18 protein-coding genes are annotated in these 23,497 nt (G+C 53.6%); 8 read left to right on the top strand and 10 right to left on the bottom strand.

What is annotated here, in order from left to right:
- The first annotated feature begins 4 nt into the window (after window positions 1-4).
- Entirely contained in the window at window positions 5-2,479 is a 2,475-nt protein-coding gene (locus K0H79_RS02915; RefSeq protein WP_220077249.1) for a bifunctional diguanylate cyclase/phosphodiesterase, read from the top strand.
- On the opposite strand, the gene K0H79_RS02920 is transcribed toward K0H79_RS02915, so the two are convergent.
- From K0H79_RS02920 to K0H79_RS02950, 7 genes are all read right to left on the bottom strand, one after another.
- On the bottom strand, window positions 2,476-3,918 hold the full coding sequence (locus K0H79_RS02920; protein WP_258405464.1) for an alkaline phosphatase: 1,443 nt from the start codon (window positions 3,916-3,918) through the stop codon (window positions 2,476-2,478). The two genes, K0H79_RS02915 and K0H79_RS02920, sit on opposite strands and share 4 nt — an antisense overlap.
- A 38-nt stretch (window positions 3,919-3,956) precedes the next feature.
- Window positions 3,957-4,907, bottom strand: a complete 951-nt coding sequence (gene gshB, locus K0H79_RS02925; protein ID WP_220077250.1) for a glutathione synthase — start codon at window positions 4,905-4,907, stop codon at window positions 3,957-3,959.
- A 30-nt stretch (window positions 4,908-4,937) separates the two neighbouring features.
- Window positions 4,938-5,669: a 16S rRNA (uracil(1498)-N(3))-methyltransferase gene (gene rsmE / locus K0H79_RS02930; RefSeq protein ID WP_220077251.1), complete on the bottom strand. Its 732-nt coding sequence runs from the start codon at window positions 5,667-5,669 to the stop codon at window positions 4,938-4,940.
- Window positions 5,670-5,686: 17 nt separating this feature from the next.
- Window positions 5,687-6,415: an endonuclease gene (locus K0H79_RS02935; protein WP_220077252.1), complete on the bottom strand. Its 729-nt coding sequence runs from the start codon at window positions 6,413-6,415 to the stop codon at window positions 5,687-5,689.
- 133 nt (window positions 6,416-6,548) lie between these two features.
- The gene (locus K0H79_RS02940; RefSeq protein ID WP_220077253.1) at window positions 6,549-7,103 is read right to left on the bottom strand and encodes a SprT family zinc-dependent metalloprotease; all 555 of its coding nucleotides are present in this window, start codon (window positions 7,101-7,103) and stop codon (window positions 6,549-6,551) included.
- A 69-nt stretch (window positions 7,104-7,172) separates the two neighbouring features.
- Entirely contained in the window at window positions 7,173-8,330 is a 1,158-nt protein-coding gene (locus K0H79_RS02945) for a hypothetical protein (protein ID WP_220077254.1), read from the bottom strand.
- Window positions 8,331-8,471: 141 nt separating this feature from the next.
- Complete coding sequence (locus K0H79_RS02950) at window positions 8,472-9,383, bottom strand: LysR family transcriptional regulator (RefSeq protein ID WP_220066710.1); 912 nt, start codon at window positions 9,381-9,383, stop codon at window positions 8,472-8,474.
- 121 nt (window positions 9,384-9,504) lie between these two features.
- On the opposite strand from K0H79_RS02950, the gene K0H79_RS02955 reads away from it, so the two are divergent.
- From K0H79_RS02955 to K0H79_RS02980, 6 genes are all read left to right on the top strand, one after another.
- On the top strand, window positions 9,505-14,058 hold the full coding sequence (locus K0H79_RS02955; protein WP_220077255.1) for a biotin carboxylase N-terminal domain-containing protein: 4,554 nt from the start codon (window positions 9,505-9,507) through the stop codon (window positions 14,056-14,058).
- A gap of 296 nt (window positions 14,059-14,354) precedes the next feature.
- Window positions 14,355-15,602 carry a porin gene (locus K0H79_RS02960; protein ID WP_220077256.1) on the top strand — a complete coding sequence of 416 codons (1,248 nt, stop codon included), beginning with the start codon at window positions 14,355-14,357 and terminating at the stop codon, window positions 15,600-15,602.
- 2 nt (window positions 15,603-15,604) lie between these two features.
- Window positions 15,605-16,033, top strand: coding sequence for a hypothetical protein (locus K0H79_RS02965; RefSeq protein WP_220077257.1), 429 nt, complete (start codon window positions 15,605-15,607; stop codon window positions 16,031-16,033).
- On the top strand, window positions 16,023-17,609 hold the full coding sequence (locus K0H79_RS02970; protein ID WP_220077258.1) for a diguanylate cyclase domain-containing protein: 1,587 nt from the start codon (window positions 16,023-16,025) through the stop codon (window positions 17,607-17,609). Before K0H79_RS02965 ends, K0H79_RS02970 begins: the two co-directional genes overlap by 11 nt.
- Window positions 17,610-17,888: 279 nt before the next feature.
- Window positions 17,889-19,979 carry an elongation factor G gene (gene fusA / locus K0H79_RS02975; protein ID WP_220066715.1) on the top strand — a complete coding sequence of 697 codons (2,091 nt, stop codon included), beginning with the start codon at window positions 17,889-17,891 and terminating at the stop codon, window positions 19,977-19,979.
- 133 nt (window positions 19,980-20,112) lie between these two features.
- Window positions 20,113-20,994 carry a universal stress protein gene (locus K0H79_RS02980; protein WP_220077259.1) on the top strand — a complete coding sequence of 294 codons (882 nt, stop codon included), beginning with the start codon at window positions 20,113-20,115 and terminating at the stop codon, window positions 20,992-20,994.
- Here K0H79_RS02980 and K0H79_RS02985 read toward each other — a convergent pair.
- Window positions 20,948-21,856 (bottom strand): LysR substrate-binding domain-containing protein, encoded by a 909-nt coding sequence (locus K0H79_RS02985; RefSeq protein WP_220077260.1) that lies wholly within the window; start codon window positions 21,854-21,856, stop codon window positions 20,948-20,950. The genes K0H79_RS02980 and K0H79_RS02985 overlap by 47 nt on opposite strands.
- A 94-nt stretch (window positions 21,857-21,950) precedes the next feature.
- Here K0H79_RS02985 and K0H79_RS19270 point away from each other — a divergent pair, with 94 nt between their 5' ends.
- Window positions 21,951-22,079 carry a hypothetical protein gene (locus tag K0H79_RS19270; RefSeq protein ID WP_258405465.1) on the top strand — a complete coding sequence of 43 codons (129 nt, stop codon included), beginning with the start codon at window positions 21,951-21,953 and terminating at the stop codon, window positions 22,077-22,079.
- Window positions 22,080-22,177: 98 nt separating this feature from the next.
- Here K0H79_RS19270 and K0H79_RS02990 read toward each other — a convergent pair whose 3' ends face one another.
- Both K0H79_RS02990 and K0H79_RS02995 read right to left on the bottom strand, forming a co-directional pair.
- The gene (locus K0H79_RS02990) at window positions 22,178-22,936 is read right to left on the bottom strand and encodes a PepSY domain-containing protein (RefSeq protein WP_220077261.1); all 759 of its coding nucleotides are present in this window, start codon (window positions 22,934-22,936) and stop codon (window positions 22,178-22,180) included.
- Between the two features lie 3 nt (window positions 22,937-22,939).
- A complete protein-coding gene (locus K0H79_RS02995) occupies window positions 22,940-23,449 on the bottom strand; it encodes an FMN-binding protein (RefSeq protein WP_220077262.1) in 510 nt (169 codons plus the stop codon).
- Between the last annotated feature and the right edge of the window lie 48 nt (window positions 23,450-23,497).

Genomic DNA, 23,497 nt, shown 5'->3' on the forward strand with positions numbered 1-23,497 from the left:
GCCTATGAATGAGATAGCACAAAGCCGTTGGTATCTGAGCCTGAGATGGAAATTATTGGGGGCCGTGTTTGCGCTGATGAGTATTCTCACCCTGGTGCTGGGTACCTTTGCCTATCGAGAGCTTGGACATCAGCAGGCGTTTTTACTTGAATCTCAACAGCACGCATTGCAGCAGCACCTGCGCCGTGCGGTTAATCAGGCGGTGGAAGATGCCGTGAGCAGTGCTCATCAGGTGCTCCTTTACGCTGGCCCCCGTGTATATGCACCGCAAATAAGCCATAAAGATCTCAATGAGCAATGGCCGGATATGCAGCTTGCCTGGGGCATGGATGCTTTTGGACGCATTGGCTCCGTTAGCCACAGCGGCTTTTACCTTGGACGCTTGCCGGGTGACAGTGAGTACAAATGGTTCCAGCGATGGAGCAAGGCCAGCGTGCCCATTTGGCGTATTGATTGTGTGGAACGTTGCTTATTGCAAATTCAGGTGCCGGTACTGCACAACAAGGAGTCTTTCCGGTATTACCTGGAATTTGAGCTGACTAACCTGCTCAGTAGCTTCCGGGCCCAGGAGGAATTCGAGTTGGCAGTATTGGGGCCCAGGGAAAACGTAACTCAGGACTCGCTCTTCTGGGGGCGCCGTCTTTTCAGTATCAGTAATCGGACATTGAGTCTTCCCTTGCTGGAACAAGCCAAAATCCAGTGGAACTGGCAGGAAATTTCCAACAAACAGAGCCTCTACTATATTCTTGGCCACCCTTACGCGATGTGGTTTTATTCTCTGGATGCCACCGAAGATGGACCCGGGATCATAGTGCTGTGGCAGTTGGATGAATGGCATTTTCTGCTGAAAGCGTTTCAGCAAAATATGTTGGGATTACTGCTGATTGCCTTGTTGCTCACTGGTGCTACCCTTGGGCTGCTGGCATGGTCACCCATCCGCCGTCTTGAGCTATACACCCGCATGCTGCCGCTGATTGCCGAGCAAAAGTTTGATGAAATCAGGACGAAATTGGGTTCGGGGCGTGTGCTGGTATCCGATGAGGTGGATGAGATGGGCCGGGCCATGATGGCGCTCACTGAACGGCAGCAAGTCCTGGAATCCGATGTCGACTCTTATACCCGAGAGCTGGAGCGGCTGGCGATGCTGGATATGCTCACAGGCTTGCCTAATAAATCAATGTTAATTCATGAGCTTAATAAATCGATTGCCTGTGTGGGGCGGGTACACGACAAGTTGGCATTGCTGTTTCTGGATCTGGATGCGTTTAAACGTATCAATGATGCCCTAGGGCACAACGAGGGCGATGAGCTGCTGAAAATCATCGCATCGCGACTGGGCAACAGTGTTCGCAGTATGGACACGGTATTCCGCCAGGGGGGCGATGAATTTTTGATTTTGCTGCGGGGTATCCGCGATGAGCAGGACGTGCGGCGGGTAATACACAAGATATTCGCGTCGTTGCAGCAGCCTGTGGTACTGGGGAATCACAAGCTGATTGTCACCACCAGTATAGGGGTGGCCATGTGTGACTCGCCAACCACCAGTGCCGAAGAGCTGATTAAGTATGCCGACCTCGCCATGTACCAGGCCAAGGACGCCGGCCGCTCCAACTTCCGTGTCTTTACTGAAGATATGTTGCACAAGGCCAATAATCGCCTGATGGTTGAGCAGGAAATCGGCAGTGCTATCAGCGAGCGGCAACTTATGCTGTTTTTACAGCCAATCGTCTCGTTGGATGGCAGCATAATAAAGGGTTTTGAGGCCCTTATCCGTTGGTTTCATCCCAGTCGTGGCTTAATCATGCCGGGCAGTTTCATCCCCCATATCGAAGAGAGTGATGCCATTATCAAGGTTGGCAATTATGTGCTGGGCGAAGCCGTGGAAATGCTCAAGCGGTTGAGACTTCAGGGGTGGGACGATCTCTATATTGCGGTGAACTTGTCGGCCCGCCATTATCTCACTCCGGGGTTGAGTGATTTTATTCGTAAATTGCTGACGGCTTCAGGCGTTCCACCAAGTTGCTTACTGCTGGAGGTGACGGAAGAGAGCGTGATTGAACAAGTAGACAAGGCCATGGAGGTAATGCGAGAGCTGAAACTGCTGGGTGTGCGCATTGCCATTGATGACTTTGGTACCGGCTACTCATCGTTGAGTTACTTAAAGCAGCTCCCCTTTGATGTACTAAAAATTGACAGGTGCTTTACCGCTGGGGTGCTGGAGAATGGTGCCGATACCCACATAGTCACCACAGTAATAGATTTAGCGCATCATCTGGGCAGAACCGTGGTGGCCGAGGGCATTGAAACCGAACTGCAGAGGGAGTTTTTGGAAACTGCAGGTTGCGAGCTTGCCCAAGGGTATCTCTTCTCCAAACCCATCAGTGAAGACAAGGCGATGGACATCTTAACCGGCATTACCGAAGGGCGGGAGTGGCCCAGGAGTGGCGATGGCGAACTCCTGGGCAAAATGGCGGGTTAGTTGCTGGTCGCTTTGGCTTCAGTCTCTTGGCTGACTTCCGGTAGCTGAGCGGACTCTGGCACAAACTCACTCGCCTGTTCGGTGTTACTGACAGGCGCTTCCGGTGGCAGGGTTACCGAGGGGGCTGTGGGTTCTACCACAGCTGCTGCTTTTTTAGGTTTAGGCAGCAGGCTCATCATCTTTTGGGCAATTTCAGTGTTGTCCTGATGGCCGATAAAGAGTCCGGATGCGGGGCCCTGGGCAAATACCTGCACATCGAGCGCAGTGTGGCCGCCACTGGTCCAGCCGGTATAGCTGCGTTTATCCAGAATAGTTTTGATGGCAGTGCTTAAAACGTCCTGCCCTTGCATTCTCGCCCGTGAAATCGCTGCTTGCTCATCGGACTCAAGGGTAAAGCCCAATTGCGTTTCAAGCTGTTCCTGCCAGACATCGTTGGCGATGATAGCCGCCGCCATCGCATCGGGACTTGCCGTCACGCCCCGCAGCAGTGCTGCATCCCACAGGTATTGGTCATCTGCCCCTATGCTCAGACCACCGGTATTGTGATCGGCAGTAATCACCATCAGGGTATCGCCGCGGGTGCGGACGAATTCTTCCACCACCTCAATGGCGCGGGCAAACTCGTCCATCTCGGCCATGGCAGTCACTATGTCATTGTTGTGGCCTGCCCAATCAATCAGGCTGCCTTCCACCAACAGCACAAAACCTTTGTCATTCTGGGACAGTAGCTCCAATGCCTTGGCCGTGAGGCGAGAAAGCTGATGTGCGTCCGGGTTATCTATCACCCATGGCAATTGCACTTCGGCAAACAGGCCCAGCACCTTTCCACTGCTGATGGTGTCGAGCGCGGCGATGTCAGTGAGATGCTGGTAGCCCTTGGCGCGGTAGTCGGCGAGCAGTGACTCATCAAAATACTTTTGACCGCCGCCCAGCAGCACTTCGGCATTGCTGTTCAGTATGGCTGTGGCCAGCTCGTCGTAGTTTTTGCGGCTTTCATTGTGGGCCAGAAACGCGGCTGGGGTGGCATGGTTTATCTGGCTGGAGACGGCAACGCCCGTGGCTAAACCGGCTTCCCGTGCTTTCTCAAACAGGGTGGGCAGGGGAGCTTTGTTCACATCCACCGAAATGGCGCCGTTATAGCTCTTGTGGCCAGTTGCCAGCGCCGTGGCGGCGGCGGCCGAGTCGGTTACATAGCCGGACACAGGTGCCGGATAGGTGCTCGCCATCCCCGCCAGCAGACGGTCGAACACGGTTTGCTCGATTTCTTCCGTGTCCGGGTTGTCTTTAAAATAGCGATAGGCCGAGGTGTAAGCCGGCCCCATGCCATCGCCAATCATGATGACCATGTTTTTGGGCTTGGATGGGGTTTTAAGCGGATCGGCCGCAGAGGCTGTCAGGGGTAGGGCCAGCAGCAACAGGGCCAATAATTTCGATGACATAGGGTTCCCCAAGGCAGAAGGGCGCCAGGCGCCCACGGTTATTTCTTATTGATACGGGCTTCGATGGCATTCATCAGCATACCTGTGATGTCCACCTCGAAAGCGGCTTCGATTTCACGGATGCAGGTCGGGCTGGTGACGTTGATTTCGGTGAGCTTGTCACCAATCACGTCCAGGCCCACAAAAATCAGCCCACGGCGCTTGAGCTCTGGCCCCAGCGCCTTGGCGATGCGCCAGTCTGATTCGGACAATGGCTGGGCCACACCGCGGCCACCTGCGGCAAGATTACCCCGGGTTTCACCCTGCTTGGGGATGCGCGCCAGGCAATAAGGAACAGGCTCACCATCCACCACCAGAATGCGCTTGTCGCCGGCGGTGATTTCAGGAATAAACACCTGGGCCATGGCGTAGCAATTGCCGTGGTTGGTGAGGGTTTCTATGATGACGCCAAGGTTCGGATCGTCCTGTTTGACGCGAAAGATAGAGGCGCCGCCCATGCCGTCCAGCGGCTTTAAGATGATGTCACCATGCTCGGCATGGAAATCGCGGATACGGCCGGCATCGCGGGTGACCATGGTCAGAGGGGTAAACTCACTGAACCAGGCGGTAAACAGCTTTTCGTTGGCGTCCCTGAGGCTCTGCGGCTTGTTGACAATCAACACGCCCGCCTCTTCGGCTCGCTCCAGCATGTAAGTCGCGTAAATGTATTCGGTGTCAAATGGTGGGTCTTTACGCATCAGGATGACATCAAGCTCGGCCAGCGGCTGCTCAATTGCATCGCCCAATTCAAACCAGCAATCGGCGTTCTGCATTACCTTGAGCGGATGCATGCGGGCGCGGGCCTCACCCCTGACCATGGCCAGGTCCTGCATTTCCATATAAAACAGCTCATAGCCGCGATTTTGGGCGGTCATCAGCATGGCGAAGCTGGAGTCTTTCTTGATGTTGATGTCGCTGATGGGGTCCATCACTATGCCGAGTTTAATCATCTTGCGTCCTCTCATGCGGGGGAGCCGGGTTTAACCCAGATCGCCAAATTTCATTTGCAGTGCCGTAATGGCGGTCAGCGCGGCCGTTTCAGTACGAAGTACCCGGGGGCCGAGCAATACTTCGGTAAATTTGTGGGTTTCTGTCATGGCAATTTCTTCTGCCGACAGCCCGCCCTCTGGGCCAATAAGCAGCCTGACCCTGGGATTGTCCAGCACCAGGCCATTGATACCATGGCCGGCACGGGGATGGAGATTCAATTTAAGGGCCTGTGTTTGCTCGGCGCACCAGTCTGCCAGTTCCATGACGGGGCGAACCTCTGGCACAGTAGCACGGCCGCATTGCTCACAGGCGCTGATCACGATTTTTTGCCACTGGGCAATTTTTTTATCGAGCCGCTCACCGCTGAGCTTGACGCCGCAGCGCTCAGAAAAAAGTGGCGTGATGGTGTTAACACCGAGTTCCACCGACTTTTGCAGGGTGAAATCCATACGGTCACCACGGGAGATGACCTGGCCCAGATGCAAATGCAGCGGTGACTCACTCTGGTTGTCTTCAACTGCAACCACTTTTACCGTGAGAGACTTTTTACCTGCCGAGACTATGTCAGCCAGGTAATCTTTACCATCGCCATTGAATACCCTGATCTGCTCGCCTTCACCCATGCGAAGTACCCGACCCACGTGGGCAAAGCCATCTTCATCGAGGGCAAACTCCGCTGAAGGAGACAGGTCAAGTGGCTGGAAAATTCTTGGAATTCGCATTCGGGATCCTGAAACTGTTAATCTGCGGTTTGAACATCGAGGGCACCCGCTTTACAGCCGCGTGCGACAAAGGGATTGTGGTTACCCTGGGCGCCGGCAATAAGCTGGTCTCTCTGGCACTCAATACTATCAACTGGATAGCTTTTATCCCATGCTTCAAACAACTTTAATTGGGCCGGTGCAATCTTGAGACCGTATTGTGCCTGCATGTAAAGGTAACTGCGGGCGATGGCGCCGCGGCTTCGACGTGGTGGCTGTACCTGGCGGGCCTTGAAATCCACCACCATCTCGCACTGACCATATTGGGTTGGGGCGGCGTTCCATTCACGGAAACGGTAGTTGCTTCTGTCGCCGTTGATTTCGCCTATGGCGGGCACCAGATTATGTAAGTCGGCCTCCATGCGCACGAAGGTGGAGTCGTTTTGAGTGCACTCCTTTCTGCCTCCCTGTTGCCAGCACTGGCGCTGGTGACCGAATTCCCAGGCCGGTACCAGATGCTCCCACTCTATCCGCTCCGCCCGTCCGGCGTTTTTACGGACCTGATAGCCGCAGCTGTTGTGGTCAACTTCCCAGCGTTTACCCTTGGTTTGAATGCTGCAGCCGCAGTAAAAGCTCTGCATCGGCAGGGCGGCATAGATTTTTTGCGCCGTACGCTTGGCTTCGGCAAAGTTGGATGGCGGCGTATTCTGGGCAAAACACAGGGACAATGGGGCAACAAATGCTGCCAAAGCAAGTAGATAGCGCAATGGGTTTCCTGATGCTGCTGGCCGCTTTTATTGCGGCTTTTTTGATTGGCTGGGATGTTAATCCAATGGGGTAGGGCTGACAACCTCAGCGCATGCCGCAGTGCGAGTGGTCATGTATTCACACTGAGTCTCGTCAGCGTTTATCGGGCTGTTTCAGGTAGTCGCCACAGCGACGGCAAAGATAGCGTGTATCGCCCCTGACAACTTTATTGTGGCGCCTGACGGAGAGTGGAACCGGGCCACATTGGCAGCGGTATTCGATACTTCTGCTGACGCTGCTGGTGTCCAGACTATGGGTGGTGCGGGGGGATAGCCCAAACAGGCCGCGCATCAATGCTTGCCATTCCTTGCCGTGGGGTTTGACCTTGCCGTGGAGAGAATGGGCCAGCAGATGGCAAAGCTCATGGGGGATGACTTCGGTATAGAAGATGTCCGGGTTTTCTTCCAACAGTTTGGGATTCAGCCGGATAAGGTTGTGACTGCTGTACGCCATACCTGCTGTTTTGCCCCGGATATCGAACCTCAATGTGGGCCTTGGAATGTCCCGGCCAAGTCCGGCTTCGGCCCTGAGACAGGCGCGCTCGAGATGCAGGCAGGCATCTTCCTGAACTGCGGTTGCAGGCGCCATGGCATCTGTGGCGAGTTGTGATCTGGCAGGCCGTTTGGACTGGCGAAAAAGGGAAAACATAAGGGTCCTGAAAACAGAGGCGTTGGCATAATACCTCTGTCCCCAGAACCCAAACAAGCCTGGCGGTGTTTACAGCGTTGCGGCGGCAAGCTCAACCATGGCGCGCACCTGCTCTGCTATGGCTTTCCCTGCTTCGCCGTCATATCCGGCAACCTTGGGAGTATGGATATGACCAACGGGTAACCTGAGGCCAAACTGGTCCCTCAGCAGCACGGCGCGGTAAGAAATTTCATTGGACAGATAGCCGCCACCAGAGCCTTCAACCGAAATGGCTTCTTGAAGCTCAGCGAGGGAAGATGCTTCAAAGGTGCCTCCGCCCAGAGTGGTGACTTTGCGATTGTCGTTGACCTTGTAGTTACCCGGCGCCGCTTGCATGGCTGTCACAGGTAACGAGAACTCTACGAATTCATCCCCATTGAGTGACTTCCCGTTCAGCATGGGGGCTATGGGTTGGGTTTTGGTGGCGCCGGTGAGCACATTCAGGTTATCCGGGGCCTCGGCGCTGCGGTTGCGGCCGGGGAAACGTTCGAGGTCGAAATCATCCCGTCCCATGCTCACGGTAAATACCGCATCAATGGAGCGCTTGCGATAGAAGGGAGTCAGCAGTGATTCAATCATGCCCTGATCGAAATCGGCAAAGCGCACCGGGATCATAACGGTTTCAATCTGCGCCTGCTTGCCGCCTACCTTGAATTTATAGCCATCCAGCATCAACGCGGTAATGCCCGACGGGTTGCTCTGGCCAATGTTGCGATCGAGGAAGAAAGGGTCAAAGCCGGTGAGCAGAATACGAATTTGCACATCGTCACCAAAATGGATATCCGAAAAACCCCGGGAGGCTGTTTCCACGGCGCGCACCAGAATATCTCTTTGCCAGGGCACAATGGCATAGCCGGCTTTGTCCTGCTTTAAGCTGGTTCGCATAGCCAGTCTTGCCCAATACAAGCTGCGGTCATCGATATGGCCGGACTGCACATCCCGCACCGCCTGCTGCCACAGCCGAATGCCCTGATATGCCATCGCCTGGGTCACGGCCTTTTCTTCGTTGCCGGCGGCCAATTTGTCTTTGAGGCCGTCAATCAGCCCCTGATAGCGGCTTGCCACTTCACCGAGGTCGCTGTTTGCCTTGGGAAGCCGCAGTTCTTCCACGTCGAGATTGGCCTGTGCCAGGAGGGGGAGAGTACCCAGACCGGCGACGAACAGAGCAGGGAGCATACGCTTTAACATGGGGCATCCTTAACGACAAAATTCATCTTTCAGACTATGGGGTTAGCTTTAGTTTAGTCAAACTTTAGGGGTACCACAGCATGGGGAAAAAGGCGAGCTTTTCGGTCTCGCCATGATGAATAGGCGGATAATAGGAGTGCCTTAGCCCATCATGCCAAGCAGGGACTCCTGACTGCCGAAACGCTTGATAAAGAAGTCCAGAAACACACTGATGTTGGTGGCCAGCTGTTTGCGGCTGGAATAGACGCCATACACCTTAAAAGGCTCCATGGGCCACTCGGGGAGTATGGGCAGCAGGGCGCCGCTGGCGAGATCTTTCTTGCACTGGGCATGGGACAACATGGCAATGCCAAAATCATCCAATGCGAACTGACGCACCATCACGGCGCTGTTTACCCGCACCTTGCGATTGAAGCTGACCATGGTTTTACGGCCCCCTTTGCCCAGGGGCCAGATGGGGGCTGAGCGTGTGGTGCCAAGTAGAATGCCGGCATGCTGCCCCAGCTCTTTTGGCGTGGCGGGGGTGCCGTACTTTTTCAGATAGCCGGGACTTGCCACCAAAATAGGCTGACGCTCAAACAGTAATCTCGCCACATTGTCGGAAGGTTGCAGTGGGCCATACTTGATGGCGATATCGTAGCCTTCACCCACCAGACCCACATCCGAGTCGGTAAACTGCACATCGAGCTCAACACTGGGATAGAGGCGTAAAAAGCCACTGCACAAATTGGCGATTAATTCCTGGCTGAACGAGACGGGGATGGCGATGCGAAGGGAACCGGAAACGTCCGCGTGGGTATGCTCGATCACCGCCTTGGCAGCCTCAAGCTCATTCACTATGGTTTCGCAGTGCTGATAAAAAAGGGTGCCGACCTGGGTGAGGCTCAAATTGCGGCTGTCACGCTGCAGCAGTCGTACGCCAAGTTCTTCTTCCAGTTGAGCAACTTTACGACTAATGGTGGATTTTGGCATGCCAATATCCCGGGCTGCCTGGCTGAAACCCTGAGATCTGACCACTGCGGCAAATAGCGCCATCCCATTCAAATCTGGCATGTTTTTTCTATCGTCTCAAAAATGGAACAAAGCGTCCAAGGCAGTTTAATGGTATTTGCAAACCGAAGGAAGGTATATTTGATGGCTAAAAATTTTCAGAGGCTTAGCAGAGGATCTCTTAATGACCACCAACAAGCAGCCCAAAAACATGACTCAAGCACAAAAGCCTGATCCGCTGTTTCTGCAAGCGGAACACCTGGCAAAGGATTTTTCGCTGTTCCCTGAGCACAGCAAACAAAGTTTATCTGAGGAAATCAAAGGTCTGTTGGACGATGCTGCCATCCAGACTAACCTCAAGTCCCTGGCAAAACTGGATGTTGACGGCTATGTCGCCAAGGTCATTCAGCCAACCCAGGACAAAAACCGCCCCGGCGCCAAGCGTATTATTGCCGATCTCAAGGGTAAGGTCATCACAGAGACCCATATGGGCTCTTTCTACAGCGCTGAAGTGGACCTGAACTTTGGCAGCCGTACCCGTCGTATCGGTTTTGTTGCCCAGGAACGTACCACCGCCAACGGCGCCTGGATGCCTGAGCATCACCTGGCGGCCTGCAAGGCTATTCGTCATTTCGCCGAATTGTCCATGCCCATTGTTTACCTCATCGACACACCCGGTGCCGATGCCGGTGAGATTGCCAACAGCAACAACCAGGCACACTCCATTTCCAAGGCCATCGCCGAGAGTGCCAACGTTGATGTGCCAACCGTGGGTATCGTGATTGGTGCCGGTTATTCCGGTGGTGCGATTCCACTGGCGGCTGCCAACATTCTGCTGTCTCTGCGTGATGGTATCTTCAACACCATCCAGCCTCAGGGTCTGCAGAGCATTGCCCGCAAGTACAACCTCTCCTGGCAGGAATGTGCCAAGTCTGTTGGTGTGTCCCCAGAGGAACTGTACAACGCAGGTTGCATCGACGGCATCATCGACTTCTCGCCTTCAGACCGCGATGAGCGTCAGCACAATCTGCGCCGCGCCATCATCAGCTCTATTGAGGCTGTTGAGCGCGCTGCTGTTAACTTCGTTAAAGAATCCAAAGATTTGCGCGAGCACTACGAGCGCAGTCTGACCCGTTTCCTCAACCCTTCAAACAGCCTCAAGGCGCTGGAAAGCACGGCCGACATGGCGGTGGCGAGCAGCCCCACCATGCACCTTAACCTGTTCGGCAGTGCTTACCGTTATCTGCGTTACCTGACGCTGCGCAGCCGTATCCACTCCATCTCCATGGAGCAGTATGGCCGTCTGTCCAAGGTGAGCGTACCCGAGGGTGACTTGCTGGATCGTATCCAGAAGGAGCAGGAAAAGGTATTCCAGGCTTGGTTGTCTGCGCCGGATAAAGTGGTATACGACGAAGAGCTGTCCAAGCTGTGGAACAACTTTGTCAACAAACGCAGTGAAGTCAGCACCGAACGTAACATGCTGACCCGTTTGATTTTGGGTGAACCAAAAGAGAACTACAAAAAAGCTAAAAAAGCGCTGCTGTTCAACATCGGCTGGTCTTTGTACCACCGCTGGAAATCCAACGCTGCCAACAACTTCAAGGGACTTATCCATTATCTGGAAACCCTGCCTGCCGAGGTGACCGAGGCCAACTGGCCTGAGCTGAACAATCTCACTGTGCTGGATGTGGTGGTGAATAAGGAACTGCGCGAAGATTTTATTTGGCAGTGCTATAACATCCTTATTTTCAACGCCCTGTATGACAACGTGGTGGGTAGTCTGGCCTCTATCGCCAAAGAAGCCATGATGAGCAAGAGTCTGTCCCGTGCCTCGGTTGACAGCCTGCTGCACAAGGCCATCGACCGCGCCCTGTCCACCCAGGACATTGCCAACGACAAGAGCAAGTTCTACAAGTGGCTGAAGTACTTTATGTCTCAGTCAAACCGTGCCGAACTGCTGACCAAGACCGAACAGTGGAAGAGCGTGGGCTTCCCACAGCTGAACGACTCGCTGTTCGTGATCCTGACGTACTTCTTCGAGCGTCTGTTGCCCGAATATTTCGACAGTGAAGACGATACCGGCAAGTACACCGGTGCCATCAACCCTGTGCGTATCGGTCGTCGTAAAGACTTCTGGAACCGCCTGACCATGGGTTACCAGGATCTGCTGATCCAGAAGGTGCTCCGCGACGAGAAGAAAGCCGGCAAGATGACCTGGGAAAACGTCATCAATAAGTTCTTCAGCAATTTTGATGAACTGAACGGCGACAAGATGACCGCCAATCTGCTCAACTTCCCCGGCTTCCGTCTGTCGATTGAAGACGCGCTGGACAAGGGCATTCGTCCTTGCGGCCTTATCACAGGTATGGCTGACTTTGAGCACAAGGGGGCTTCACTCAAGGTAGGTATCGCCGTTTCCAACACCGCCTTCCAGGCCGGTGCTTTCGATATGGCTTCCGCCGAGAAGTTCTCTGCACTGCTTATCGAGTGTGCCAAGCGCCACATGCCGGTTATCTGCTTTATCTCTTCCGGTGGTATGCAGACCAAAGAAGGTGCAGCAGCCCTGTTCTCCATGGCCGTGGTAAACGATCGTATCACCCGCTTTATCCGTGACAACGAACTGCCGGTTCTGATGTTCGGTTTCGGTGACTGTACCGGTGGTGCCCAGGCATCCTTCGTGACTCACCCGTTGGTGCAGACCTATTACCTGTCAGGCACCAATATGCCGTTCGCAGGTCAAATGGTGGTACCTGCTTATCTGCCGTCCACTTCAACCCTGTCGAACTACCTGTCGAAGGTGCCGGGCGCCATGAATGGCCTGGTGTATAACCCCTTCAGCGACACTCTGGATTCTCAGCTGGCCAGCATCGACCCATTGATGCCGATGCCAACCCAGAAGATTGAAGAAGTTATCAAGGGCGCTATCTCTACTCTGGTGCCAGAGGCTCAGGTGGTGGACGAAGAAATCCGTCAGGATGATCCCCGTGCCCTGATGAAGCCTATCGACAAGGTACTGGTACATGCCCGTGGCTGTACTGCTGTGAAGCTTATCCGTAAGGCCCATGACAACAACATCAACGTGGTGTTGGTGGCGTCCGACCCGGATATGACTGCCGTTCCAGCCGATATGCTGAAGGAAAACGACAAGCTGGTGTGTCTGGGTGGTAACACCTCAGACGAATCCTACCTGAATGCCTACTCTGTGCTGAAAGTGGCCGAATACGAGAACGTAGACGCCCTGCACCCAGGTATCGGATTTCTGTCAGAGAGCCCACAGTTTGCTGCTTTGTGCGTAAACAATGGCGTTAACTTCGTCGGTCCAAGCGTGCACTCCATGACCACCATGGGTAACAAGTCCAACGCAATCAAGACCTCTCAGGCGCAGAACGTACCTGTGGTACCTGGTTCACACGGTATTCTGTCCAACGCCGAGCAGGCGGTGAACGTGGCCAGTGAAATCGGTTACCCAGTGCTGCTTAAAGCGGTACAAGGCGGCGGTGGTAAGGGTATCCAGGTGGTAAAACGCCCAGAGGATATGATCCCACTGTTTATGAAGACCTCTACCGAAGCGGCTGCCGCATTCGGTAACGGTGACCTGTACCTCGAGAAGTACGTGACCTCACTGCGTCATATCGAAGTGCAGCTGCTGCGCGATAAGTTTGGCAACGCCAAGGTATTGGGTCTGCGTGACTGCTCGGTACAGCGTAATAACCAGAAGGTAATTGAAGAGTCTGGTTCTACCATGCTGCCACCTGAGCTGAAGCAGCAAGTGATGGCTTACACCAAGTCATTGGGTGATGCCGTGGACTATATGGGTGCAGGTACTGTGGAGTTTATCTACAACCTGGATGCCAATGAAGTGTACTTCATGGAAATGAACACCCGTCTGCAGGTAGAACACCCTGTAACCGAGGCCACCTCGGGTATCGACATCGTTTCTGCCCAGTTTGACATTGCCGCGGGTCGCTCAATCGAAGATCTGGAGCCTCAGGAAATCGGTTACGCCATGGAAGTGCGTGTGACTGCCGAGAAGGCTGCCCTTGACAGCAACGGCGTACTGCAGCTGGTTCCAAACCCAGGCAAGATCACCGAATGCGTGATGCCAGAGCGTGACGATGTGGAAATTATCTCCATCGCCGCCGAAGGTAAGGAAGTATCACCATACTACGACAGCCTGATAGCCCAGATCATCATCCGTGGTGAGTCCCGTGAAGACGTGGTCACCAAGATGTACGACTACCTGGACAGCGTAGTGATTAAAGGCATTGCGACCAACATTCCGCTGCTCAAGCGTATCCTCAAGGATGCCACCTTTAACGAAGGCGTGTACGACACCAACTACCTGCCTCGTCTGATGGCTGAGTTGGATATCCCTGAGCTGATTGCCGAGATGGAAGCCGCAGCCGAAACCCAGGGCGTGGATACCGAGTCGCTGCGTGTGGGTGACTCCAACGAGCTGAAAGTATTGGCACAGGGTGCTGGTATCTTCTATAGCTCGCCTGCTCCGGGTGAACCTGAGTTTGTCCGTGAAGGTGACATTGTGACCACCGACACCACGCTGGCGCTGACCGAAGCGATGAAGATGTTCTCCCAGGTCACTCTGGCAAGCTTTAACCGCAAGGGCGCCGTGCTCTATCCGGAAGACAAGAAGTACCGCATCGAGCGTATTCTGAATACCAACGGTCAACAGGTGTCTCAGGGCGATCTGCTGTTTGTGGTGTCTCCGGTAGAAGACTGATATCGTATTGCTGACATAACTCCATCAGAAGACGGGTTGTAAAACCCGGTAAAAACCCGCCCCAGAGGCGGGTTTTTTTATTGACTGTCCCCACAAAAACCGGTGTTCGCTACATATTATGCAAAACCGTACCTTTATGAATATGTTACAAAGATTTACAATCTTGGTTAAAGTGACTTTGGGGCAGGTCTTTCATCCGTTAAGCCTGCTGCTTCCAATACGGCAATGATCAGAAAAAGATTCTAAGCTGTTGGTAACGCGATAGATAAAACGCGCTATAGCCGGGGAGAGTAATTTTGCACAAATTCGTAGCAGCAGGCCTTATTGGGCTGATGTTTGCGGGATGGGCACACGCGGAAACGGGCGTCCGGTTCAGTGGGTTTGGCAGCCTTGGCGCCATCTACAACGACAGTGACAACCTTGGCTTTCACCGCGATTACACTATGGATGCCGTGGGACAGGGTTGGTCCACCGCTGGCGACACCCTGCTGGGGTTACAGCTCAACGCTGAGATATCGGGCAGCTTTGATGCTGTGGCTCAGATGGTCTTTAAAGACAGAGTCAGCAACAGACTTTCAGATAATCTGGAATGGTTGTTTCTGCGTTATCGCCCCAACAACAACTGGGCATTCAGGGCTGGCCGATTGGGGCTCGATCTGTACATGCTGACCGAGTACAGAGACGTGGGCTATGCCTACTCCTGGGTTCGTCCCATTCCCGAGTTTTATAATCTCATCTCCTCTATCAGTCGCTATGAAGGCGCCGATATCACCTATCGGCGAGATATAGGCGAGCTTAACTTCGAGGCCAAGCTGGCCTTTGGCGAAACCGATGTGAAACTGGAAGGGCCCGAGCAGGATGTGTTGCTGACCCTGGATAACATCCTGGCCCTGACACTGTCGCTGTCGGGGGACGATTGGCTGGTGCGTGCCGCTATGGCGCAGGCCGATACCTCCGGAACCAACGCCGATACCAATATGCTGTTGGATGCGCTGCGCGCCGTGCCTGTCACTCTTTGGCCCCAGGCCGGGACTTTGGCTCAGGAAATCGCCTTTGAAGAGATGCTTTCGCGTTATTACGCCCTTGGTTTCCAATTCGATGATGGCCAGTGGATTGTGCAATCGGAGCTTGGATACACAAAATCCGATTGGCGTTTGCTGCAGCCCTATGTGTCGGGTTACGTCAGTGTGGGGCGTCGATTCGACGATCTCACGCTTTACGCCGTATATGCGCAGGTAGAAAACACCAGGGAGGCGCCCGAGATTGAGCTGCCGGCTTCATTGCCTTATTTGTCTGAACCTGAAAAGAATGCCCTGCTGACGCTGCATCAAGCCGCTCAATACAGTTATCAGGCGTCCCGTCTGGCACAGAGTACGTATTCACTGGGCCTGAGATGGGACTTTTACGAAGACATGGCGTTAAAACTGCAGTGGGATCACTCGGAGATAGACCCCAAGGGCTCCAGTCTGTGGGTTCGGGCATATCCCATGGGCCATGATGACAGGGTCAACCTGTTTTCCGTTAATCTAAGCTTTACCTTCTGACTATGAAAATATTAATAATCAGTTTGATAGCTTGGTTACTCGTATTCTTTCCAGCCAGGGCAGACGATTCCCTGTATGTGGTGGTGAATGCGAAAAACGGTATTGAAAATTTGAGCCATCATGAAGTGGTCGATATTTTTATGGGGCGCGACCGAGCTTTTCCGGACGGAAACAAGGTCACGGTATTCGATAACAGCAGCGACACCGAGACCCGGGCACTATTTTACCGGCAGCTGGTCAATCGCAGTCTGGCACAGGTAAGCAGTTACTGGGCTCGATTACAGTTTTCTGCGCGGGTCACACAACCCAGGGAAGTAGACCAACGGCAAGCTTTACTTGAGCTGATGAACAGTACCCCCTCGGGTATTACTTTTGTCAAAAGCACCGAACTGGACCCGGCATTAAAGGTGGTATACAAATTTGATCCCTAATCGCCAGAAGCTTTATGTCAAAGTTGCCGTTGCCATTGCGCTGGGAGCCTTTCTCGCGGCGGTGGTCGCCTGCCTCTATTTTTTCTGGGATGCCAGGGAAACCAAGCTCAGGGAAGTCAAAAATCAACTTGGGCAAATCGCCTTAACGGTGCAAAAAACGGCCTCAGTTGCGCTTTACGTCAAGGACGTGGAACTGGGTAAAGAAATCGTTGAGGGTCTTGAGGTCAATGACCTGGTGGCTGGCGCTTTACTTACTGCAGACAGCGGCGACTGGGTGAGTTCCAGGGGTTTTGTCGCAGATGATGTGCTGCAGGTGCTGGAATTCGATATTCCCCATCCGTTCTTTGCCGGTGAAGTGCTGGGCAAGCTCAGATTGCTGCCAAATAACGAATACATCCAATCGAGGGCGACCGAGGTTGCACTCAAACAAGCGTGGATGTTGGTGCTTCAATCGGCGTTGATTGCTCTGCTGGTTTCCCTGTTGGTGCATAAAACCCTGACAGCGCCGTTAAATCGCCTGACCTCGAACTTTGAGAATATCAAGCCCGGTGACAAAAACCCGCTCAGCGTGCCCAAATACCATGCTCAGGATGAAATAGGCAGCCTGGTGCGGGGAATCAATCAGCTGGTGGCCAACCTGAATCAATCCATCGAAAAAGAGCGCAGCTTGCGGCAAAGGACAGAGCTGCTTGAGCGTAAATTCCGGCTCATTTTTGAAAGAGCCAGCGCCGGTATTTGCTTGATAGACCCAGGCAATCATGTGCTCGTTGCCAACGAGGCATTCCAGCGTTTGTGTGGTACTGAATCCATCGAAAACCAACCGGCCCTCAGCCACTGGTTCGAAGAAGAAGCCGAATTAGCGCGTTTTTTTGATGAGCTAAGAGGGAACGCAAATCTCAATCACGTGGAAATGGAGCTGCAACTGCGAAGTCAGCAAAGCGACCAACTCAAATGGGTCCATTGCCTGTTTTCCAAAGTGGAGGACAGCACTCAGACGCTGATCGAAGTGATGATGTACGACATCACTGAACGCACCTATCGGGAACGAATGATTCGGTTTGAAGCCGAGCATGACCCTTTAACCCAGCTTAAAAATCGCCGCTCAGGTGAACGCCTGTTGGTTGATATGATGCGAAAAGCCGATCAAACCAGGACGCTGATGGGCATGCTGCTGATTGATTTGGATAAATTCAAACCTGTGAATGATATCTATGGCCACGAAGCCGGTGATTCTGTATTGAAAACCGTTGCCGAACGCCTGGTGAAGCTGGCAGACAAGGGTATTACCATTCGTTGGGGCGGCGATGAGTTTCTGATTGGCATTCCCGATGTTGATGAGGATTACAACAAGCTGCGTCAACTTGCCCAGGAAATATTGGTTCAGATATCCAGGCCGGTAGCCATTCGGGGCAGTCTTTCCTGCGAAGTGGGCGCCAGCGTGGGGATTGCCATTTATCCCCACCACGGCCATACCCTGGAGGCGCTGCTTGAGGCCGCAGACGTTGCCATGTATGAGGTCAAGGAGCAGGGGCGGGGGAGTTTTCGCATTGGCAGGATTTCTTCCGGTGCAGCCTGAACAAAAAAAACCGCCATGGCAACGGCAGCTTAACTCGGTGTCCGTGCAAAAAAACAGCGAATTTATTTGCCAGAGATAAACTGCTTCAAGGTTGATTTTTAACCGTTTTTGGCCCAGCTAACTCTGTAGCTGCTGTTTTGTCAGCTAAAAAACGTCTAAGCAGTTTGCGCCCGACGCCCTTCCCAATTACAATATGCGCCTCAAATCCTGATGTGTGGTCTGCTGCTTTTTTGTGGCATACTCCGTCTACTTTTATAAACCAAGCAAAAAAGTTGAATCATGACCGATTTATCAAAATACAGAAACATTGGTATTTTCGCTCACGTTGACGCGGGTAAAACCACGACCACCGAGCGTATCCTCAAGCTGACCGGTAAAATCCACAAACTGGGCGAAGTTCACGATGGCGCTTCTACCATGGACTTCATGGATCAGGAAGCAGAGCGTGGTATTACCATTCAGTCTGCTGCCACCACCTGTTTCTGGAAAGGTCACCGCTTTAACGTAATCGACACCCCCGGTCACGTTGACTTCACAGTTGAAGTTTATCGTTCTCTGAAGGTTCTGGACGGCGGTATCGGTGTATTCTGCGGTAGCGGCGGTGTAGAACCACAATCAGAAACCAACTGGCGTTATGCCAACGAGTCTGAAGTAGCTCGTTTGATCTTCGTAAACAAGCTGGACCGTATCGGTGCCGACTTCCTGCGCGTAGTTGGTCAGGTTAAGAAAGTACTGGCTGCCAACCCGCTGGTAATGACTCTGCCTATCGGCCGCGAAGACGAATTCACAGGCGTTGTAGACGTACTGAACCGTCAGGCTTTCGTGTGGGATGATTCTGGTCTGCCAGAAAACTACACTGTGACCGACGTTCCTGCCGACATGGTAGACCTGGTTGAAGAATACCGTGAAATGCTGGTTGAGACTGCCGTTGAGCAGGACGACGACCTGATGGAAGCTTACATGGAAGGTGAAGAGCCTTCTATCGAAGACCTGAAGCGTTGTATCCGTAAGGGTACCATCAACCTGTCTTTCTTCCCCACCTTCTGCGGCTCTGCGTTCAAGAACAAAGGTATGCAGCTGGTACTGGATGCCGTAGTTGACTACCTGCCTTCTCCAACTGAAGTTGAGCCTCAGCCTCTGACCAACCCAGACACTGGTGAAGAGACTGGCGAAGTTGCTACCGTTTCTGTAGACGAGCCACTGCGCGCTCTGGCGTTCAAGATCATGGATGACCGTTTCGGCGCCCTGACCTTCGTACGTATCTACTCTGGTAAGATGAAGAAGGGTGACACCATCCTGAACTCTGCTACCGGTAAAACTGAACGTATCGGCCGTATGGTGGAAATGCACGCCAACGATCGTAACGAAATCGACTCTGCCCAGGCTGGTGACATCATTGCCGTTGTGGGTATGAAGAACGTTCAGACCGGTCACACCCTGTGTGATCCTAAGCACGAATGTACTCTCGAACCTATGATCTTCCCAACGCCAGTAATCTCTATTGCTGTGACTCCGAAGGACAAAGGTGCTTCTGAGAAGCTGGGCGTTGCTCTGGGTAAGATGGTTGCTGAAGATCCATCATTCCAGGTTGAAACCGACCAGGAAACCGGTGACACCATCCTGAAAGGTATGGGTGAACTGCACCTGGACATCAAGGTAGACATCCTGAAGCGTACTTTCGGCGTTGAGCTGACTGTAGGTGCTCCACAGGTAGCCTACCGTGAGACCATCACTGCCGCCATCGAAGACAGCTACACTCACAAGAAGCAGTCTGGTGGTTCTGGTCAGTACGGTAAGATTGACTACCGCATCCGTCCTGGTGAGCCAGGTACCGGCTTCAGCTTCAAGTCAGCTGTAGTAGGTGGTAACGTACCTCGTGAATTCTGGCCTGCCGTAGAGAAAGGCTTCGAAGAAATGATGGGTCAAGGCCCTCTGGCTGGCTTCCCAGTACTGGACGTTGAAGTTGAGCTGTTCGACGGTGCCTACCACGCAGTTGACTCCTCTGCCATCGCGTTCGAAATCGCCGCTAAAGGTGCATTCCGTCAGTCCATGCCTAAGGCCAAGCCACAGCTGCTCGAGCCTATCATGAAGGTTGACGTGTTCACTCCAGACGATCACGTAGGTGACGTAATCGGTGACCTGAACCGTCGTCGCGGTATGATCAAGGATCAGGAAGCTGGTCTGACTGGCGTACGCGTTAAGGCAGACGTACCGCTGGCCGAAATGTTCGGTTACATCGGTCACCTGCGTACCATGACTTCTGGTCGTGGTCAGTTCTCCATGGAGTTCTCTCACTACTACACCTGTCCTGCCAACGTGGCTGAGACTGTAATTGCTGAGACCAAGGCCAAGAACGCTGCCAAGAAGTAATTAATACTTCGGTCCATAAAAACCCGCCCATATGGCGGGTTTTTTTATGCCTGTAATTTGGGTTATTCAGTTTGAATCAAGCATGGCGGCTTAGACTGGTGTCAAAAGACCCTATTTAAAGGAGGGACTCTTGATGAGCAAGGTCTTTGTGATTGTCGGACAGGATGGTCAATCAACCGCAACATTGCAAACGGCGCTGGAAATCGCCGATGCAATGGCACTTACACCCAAGGTTTACGCCTATGGGCATGCCTATTTTTCCGGTGCCGAGTACTATAATCCCCGCCTGGCAGGCGCTGCGCGACAACGGCTACTCGAATGCCTCCATGATGAGCTGGAGACAGCGTTGGCCACACTGCAACGGCAGGATGTGGCTTATGAGGCGGTGTGGAGTAAGCGCCTGCACGAGCATGCACTTCCCCAGGCGGCCCGCCAGGGCTATTCGTTGATGATAAAGGGTATCGAAGGCGCCGAATCACCGGAGCCCGAAGATTGGCAGCTTATCAGGCATACCAAGGTGCCGCTGATGCTGCTCACCGCCAATCCCCTCGCGCGGGGGCGGCTGGTACTGATGGCGGTCGACCTGGATGCGACCAGTGCTGATAAACAGCTTCTCAATCGACTGGTGCTGGAACAGGGACAGCGCCTTGCCAGTGCGCTTAATCTCCCTTTGCACCTCGCCTGTGTGGTGCGGGTGCCCAGGGTACTGCGGGAGCTCGATATCATTACTCCCCATGAAATCCTTATCGCAGCCCATGAAAAGCACCGGGATACGCTGGCGCAATTTGGCCTGCCACCGGAGCAGGTCCATGTGGTTGCCGGGGACCCTGCCCAGTGCCTCTATCAGCTCAGCAGCAGTTTAAAAGCCCAATACCTGGTGATGGGAGCACGCCAAAGGGAGGGCATATTCGGTGCCTCCATTGGCAGCACAGCAGAGCAGTTGGTGCACAAACTCAGGTGTAATCTGCTTATTCTGCCCCCGGATGCGCAGTGGCTCGGCCCCTATCACGACTGAGGGCCAGAAAGGCAGCCGCCGCAGGGGTCAGGTGCAGATGACTGCGCCAGATGAGTGCCAGATCCCACGTATGGCCGCCACTCAATGGCCTGAAACAGAGCGACTTGTCGGTTAATTTTTCACAAATGGGGGCGGGCAGTATGGCCAGCCCCATATTGGCTTCCACCATGCTTGCCAAAAAGTCCCACTGGCCACTGCGATAGGCCACATTCAGCTCTACTCCGGCATTTCTTGCCAGGCTGTCGAGCAGCTTTGCCAGCGCAAAATCCTGGTTGTACATGATAAAGGGATGGGAGCCAAAGTCGCACCAGTCGAGGGCGGCTTTGTTCGCAAGCTTGTGGCCTGCCGGCAGGCATGCGAGCAGGGGATAAGCCGTCAACGGCTGCGCGGTCAGTTCATCGGCGTGGGTTGCGGGCAGGGCGGTAAAGGCAATATCCAGATTGTTTGCCAGCAGTGCCTTCTCACAGCCGAAGCCCCCGTACTCGAACATCTCCAATCTGACCCCGGGATACCTGGCACGAAATGCGGTAAGGAGTTCAATCACCAGGCTGCTCATCATGGGACACACGCCCAGACGTAAGTATCCCCTTTGTACCCCGCGAAGGTTTGATAAGTCTTCTTCCAATAAATGCCACTGCCCCAGAATTTCTCTGGCGTGTTCAAGTAAGAGTTCGCCCGCCTGGGTCAGTGACAGCTTTTGATTGGTGCGGATGATGAGCTGCTGCTGCCAATGGTCTTCCAGTCGTTGCAGCATCTTGCTCAGTGTGGGCTGAGTCAGGTGCAGTTTTTCGGCCGCGCGGGTAAAACTGCCGGTCTCGGCAAGGGTCACAAAACAGTGCAAGTTCTTGATTGGAATGTTCATGCCAATATGGAATGGAAGCGATGGAATAGATTCATTTTACTTATTGATGGCCGGGAGATACCTTGAGCTGCATCTCAGCTTTGGAGGAATTTTGATGAAAGCCTATCGCAGTATGTGGGTCAGCAGTATGTGGATGACAGCAACGCCTGCCCCTGATGCGCAGGAAGCCGTTAAGCCTTCACTGTGGCGTCGCTGGTTTGCGCGTCCGGCAAAGGTTGCCTAACCCCTCAACCCCATTTCATTGCCTCAATTGGGTTACTGTGCTTTAGCCCAGTTGCTTTACCCGGCTTATGCCGGGTCTTTTTTTATCTGCGGCGGGGTTTATTTGTGTTTGGGTTGCTGGCTTATCCAGATGTAAAGGCCGCTCAAAGACAAAAATACAAAGCCAAGGGCGAGCAGGTCCCAAAGCCAGACGCCCCATGGACCCAATATCCGGCCAGCATGCAGGTCAAGCAATACCCGTTCCCAGTGCAGGTGTGCGCTGCGGGCATCCTCCAGTAACTGTTGTTCAGCGGCCTTGCCTTCAAGCCAATGCAATGGCGCAAATGACGTAGTGCGTTGCCACTCAATCAGGTCTTCATCCGCAAGATATTGCCCATTTTCGCCACTCAGCCACAGCTGGGATTCACCTTCGATGGCCATGGCCTTAAGCGGTACAGGTAGCCCGGTGGCTTTATTCTGGGTTTCTACCAATTGGTCATCATCATTGAGGAGATACAGGTTTTCGGCATCAATGGCGATGGTTTGATTGTGCCATTGGGTTGCGGCGATGAGGGGATATTTGGCTTCCAGCACCATGGTACCGTGGTGCCACAGCAAATTATCTGTGATGCCGTAGTCGCCAAATTGCGCGCTATGGGAGGGGAGTTGAATCCCGTAATAATCCAATAACCAGGGCAAACGCACCCTGGCGTGCCCAAGCCCTGCGTCGTCGGCGTGATTTATCAGTACGCCGGTTACGGTCAACAGTAACAAAAACAGGCCACCGACAATGCCGATGCGTCTGTGCCAGGGGCGGATTTGTTTGCGCAGCCGGTGACCGAGTTGTTTACCGGCAGTATTCGAAAGGCGTCGAGTCATCCGTTATGGGGTCTTTTGCACGGCAGCATCCAGATACAGGGCTATCCGGGACAACTTGGTCAGGGCTCTTACCGACAGGGTTGCCCCCGTGATGCCATCGATACTGCGATCCAGTTCAAGGGAGGGCGTCAGTGTCGCCGATTTGAATTGGTTGGTAAAGAAATCATGCCTGACCTCATCACCGCGACTTTCCCGGTATACCAGTACCTTGGTTTTGACTATCTGTTGGTTGGCGATGTGGATACCAACAGTGATGGGAGATTCTTTACCGATTTCGTCCAGGACCCACACTGTCTGTGCCCCATCGCGCCAGTACCTTACTCTGAGTTTGTTGTAGGCGTGGGCAAGAATGTTCTCGATGTTGGCCTTCTGGGTATCATCCAGCCACAACACACTGGCCTTGGGAACCGAGCCCAGCGCATCGGCGATAAAGCCTTCATTACTCTGAAAGCTGGTTTCGGCGTGCCCCAACAAGGGCCAGCAGGCCAACAGGGTCAGCAGGTATTTCTTCATGGTTATGCCGTCACTCAGGTAAAAGGGGGCTGACGCCCCCTCTATCTA

This window comes from Shewanella sp. FJAT-52076, assembly GCF_019457455.1.
GTDB classification, from domain to species: Bacteria; Pseudomonadota; Gammaproteobacteria; order Enterobacterales; family Shewanellaceae; genus Shewanella; species Shewanella zhangzhouensis.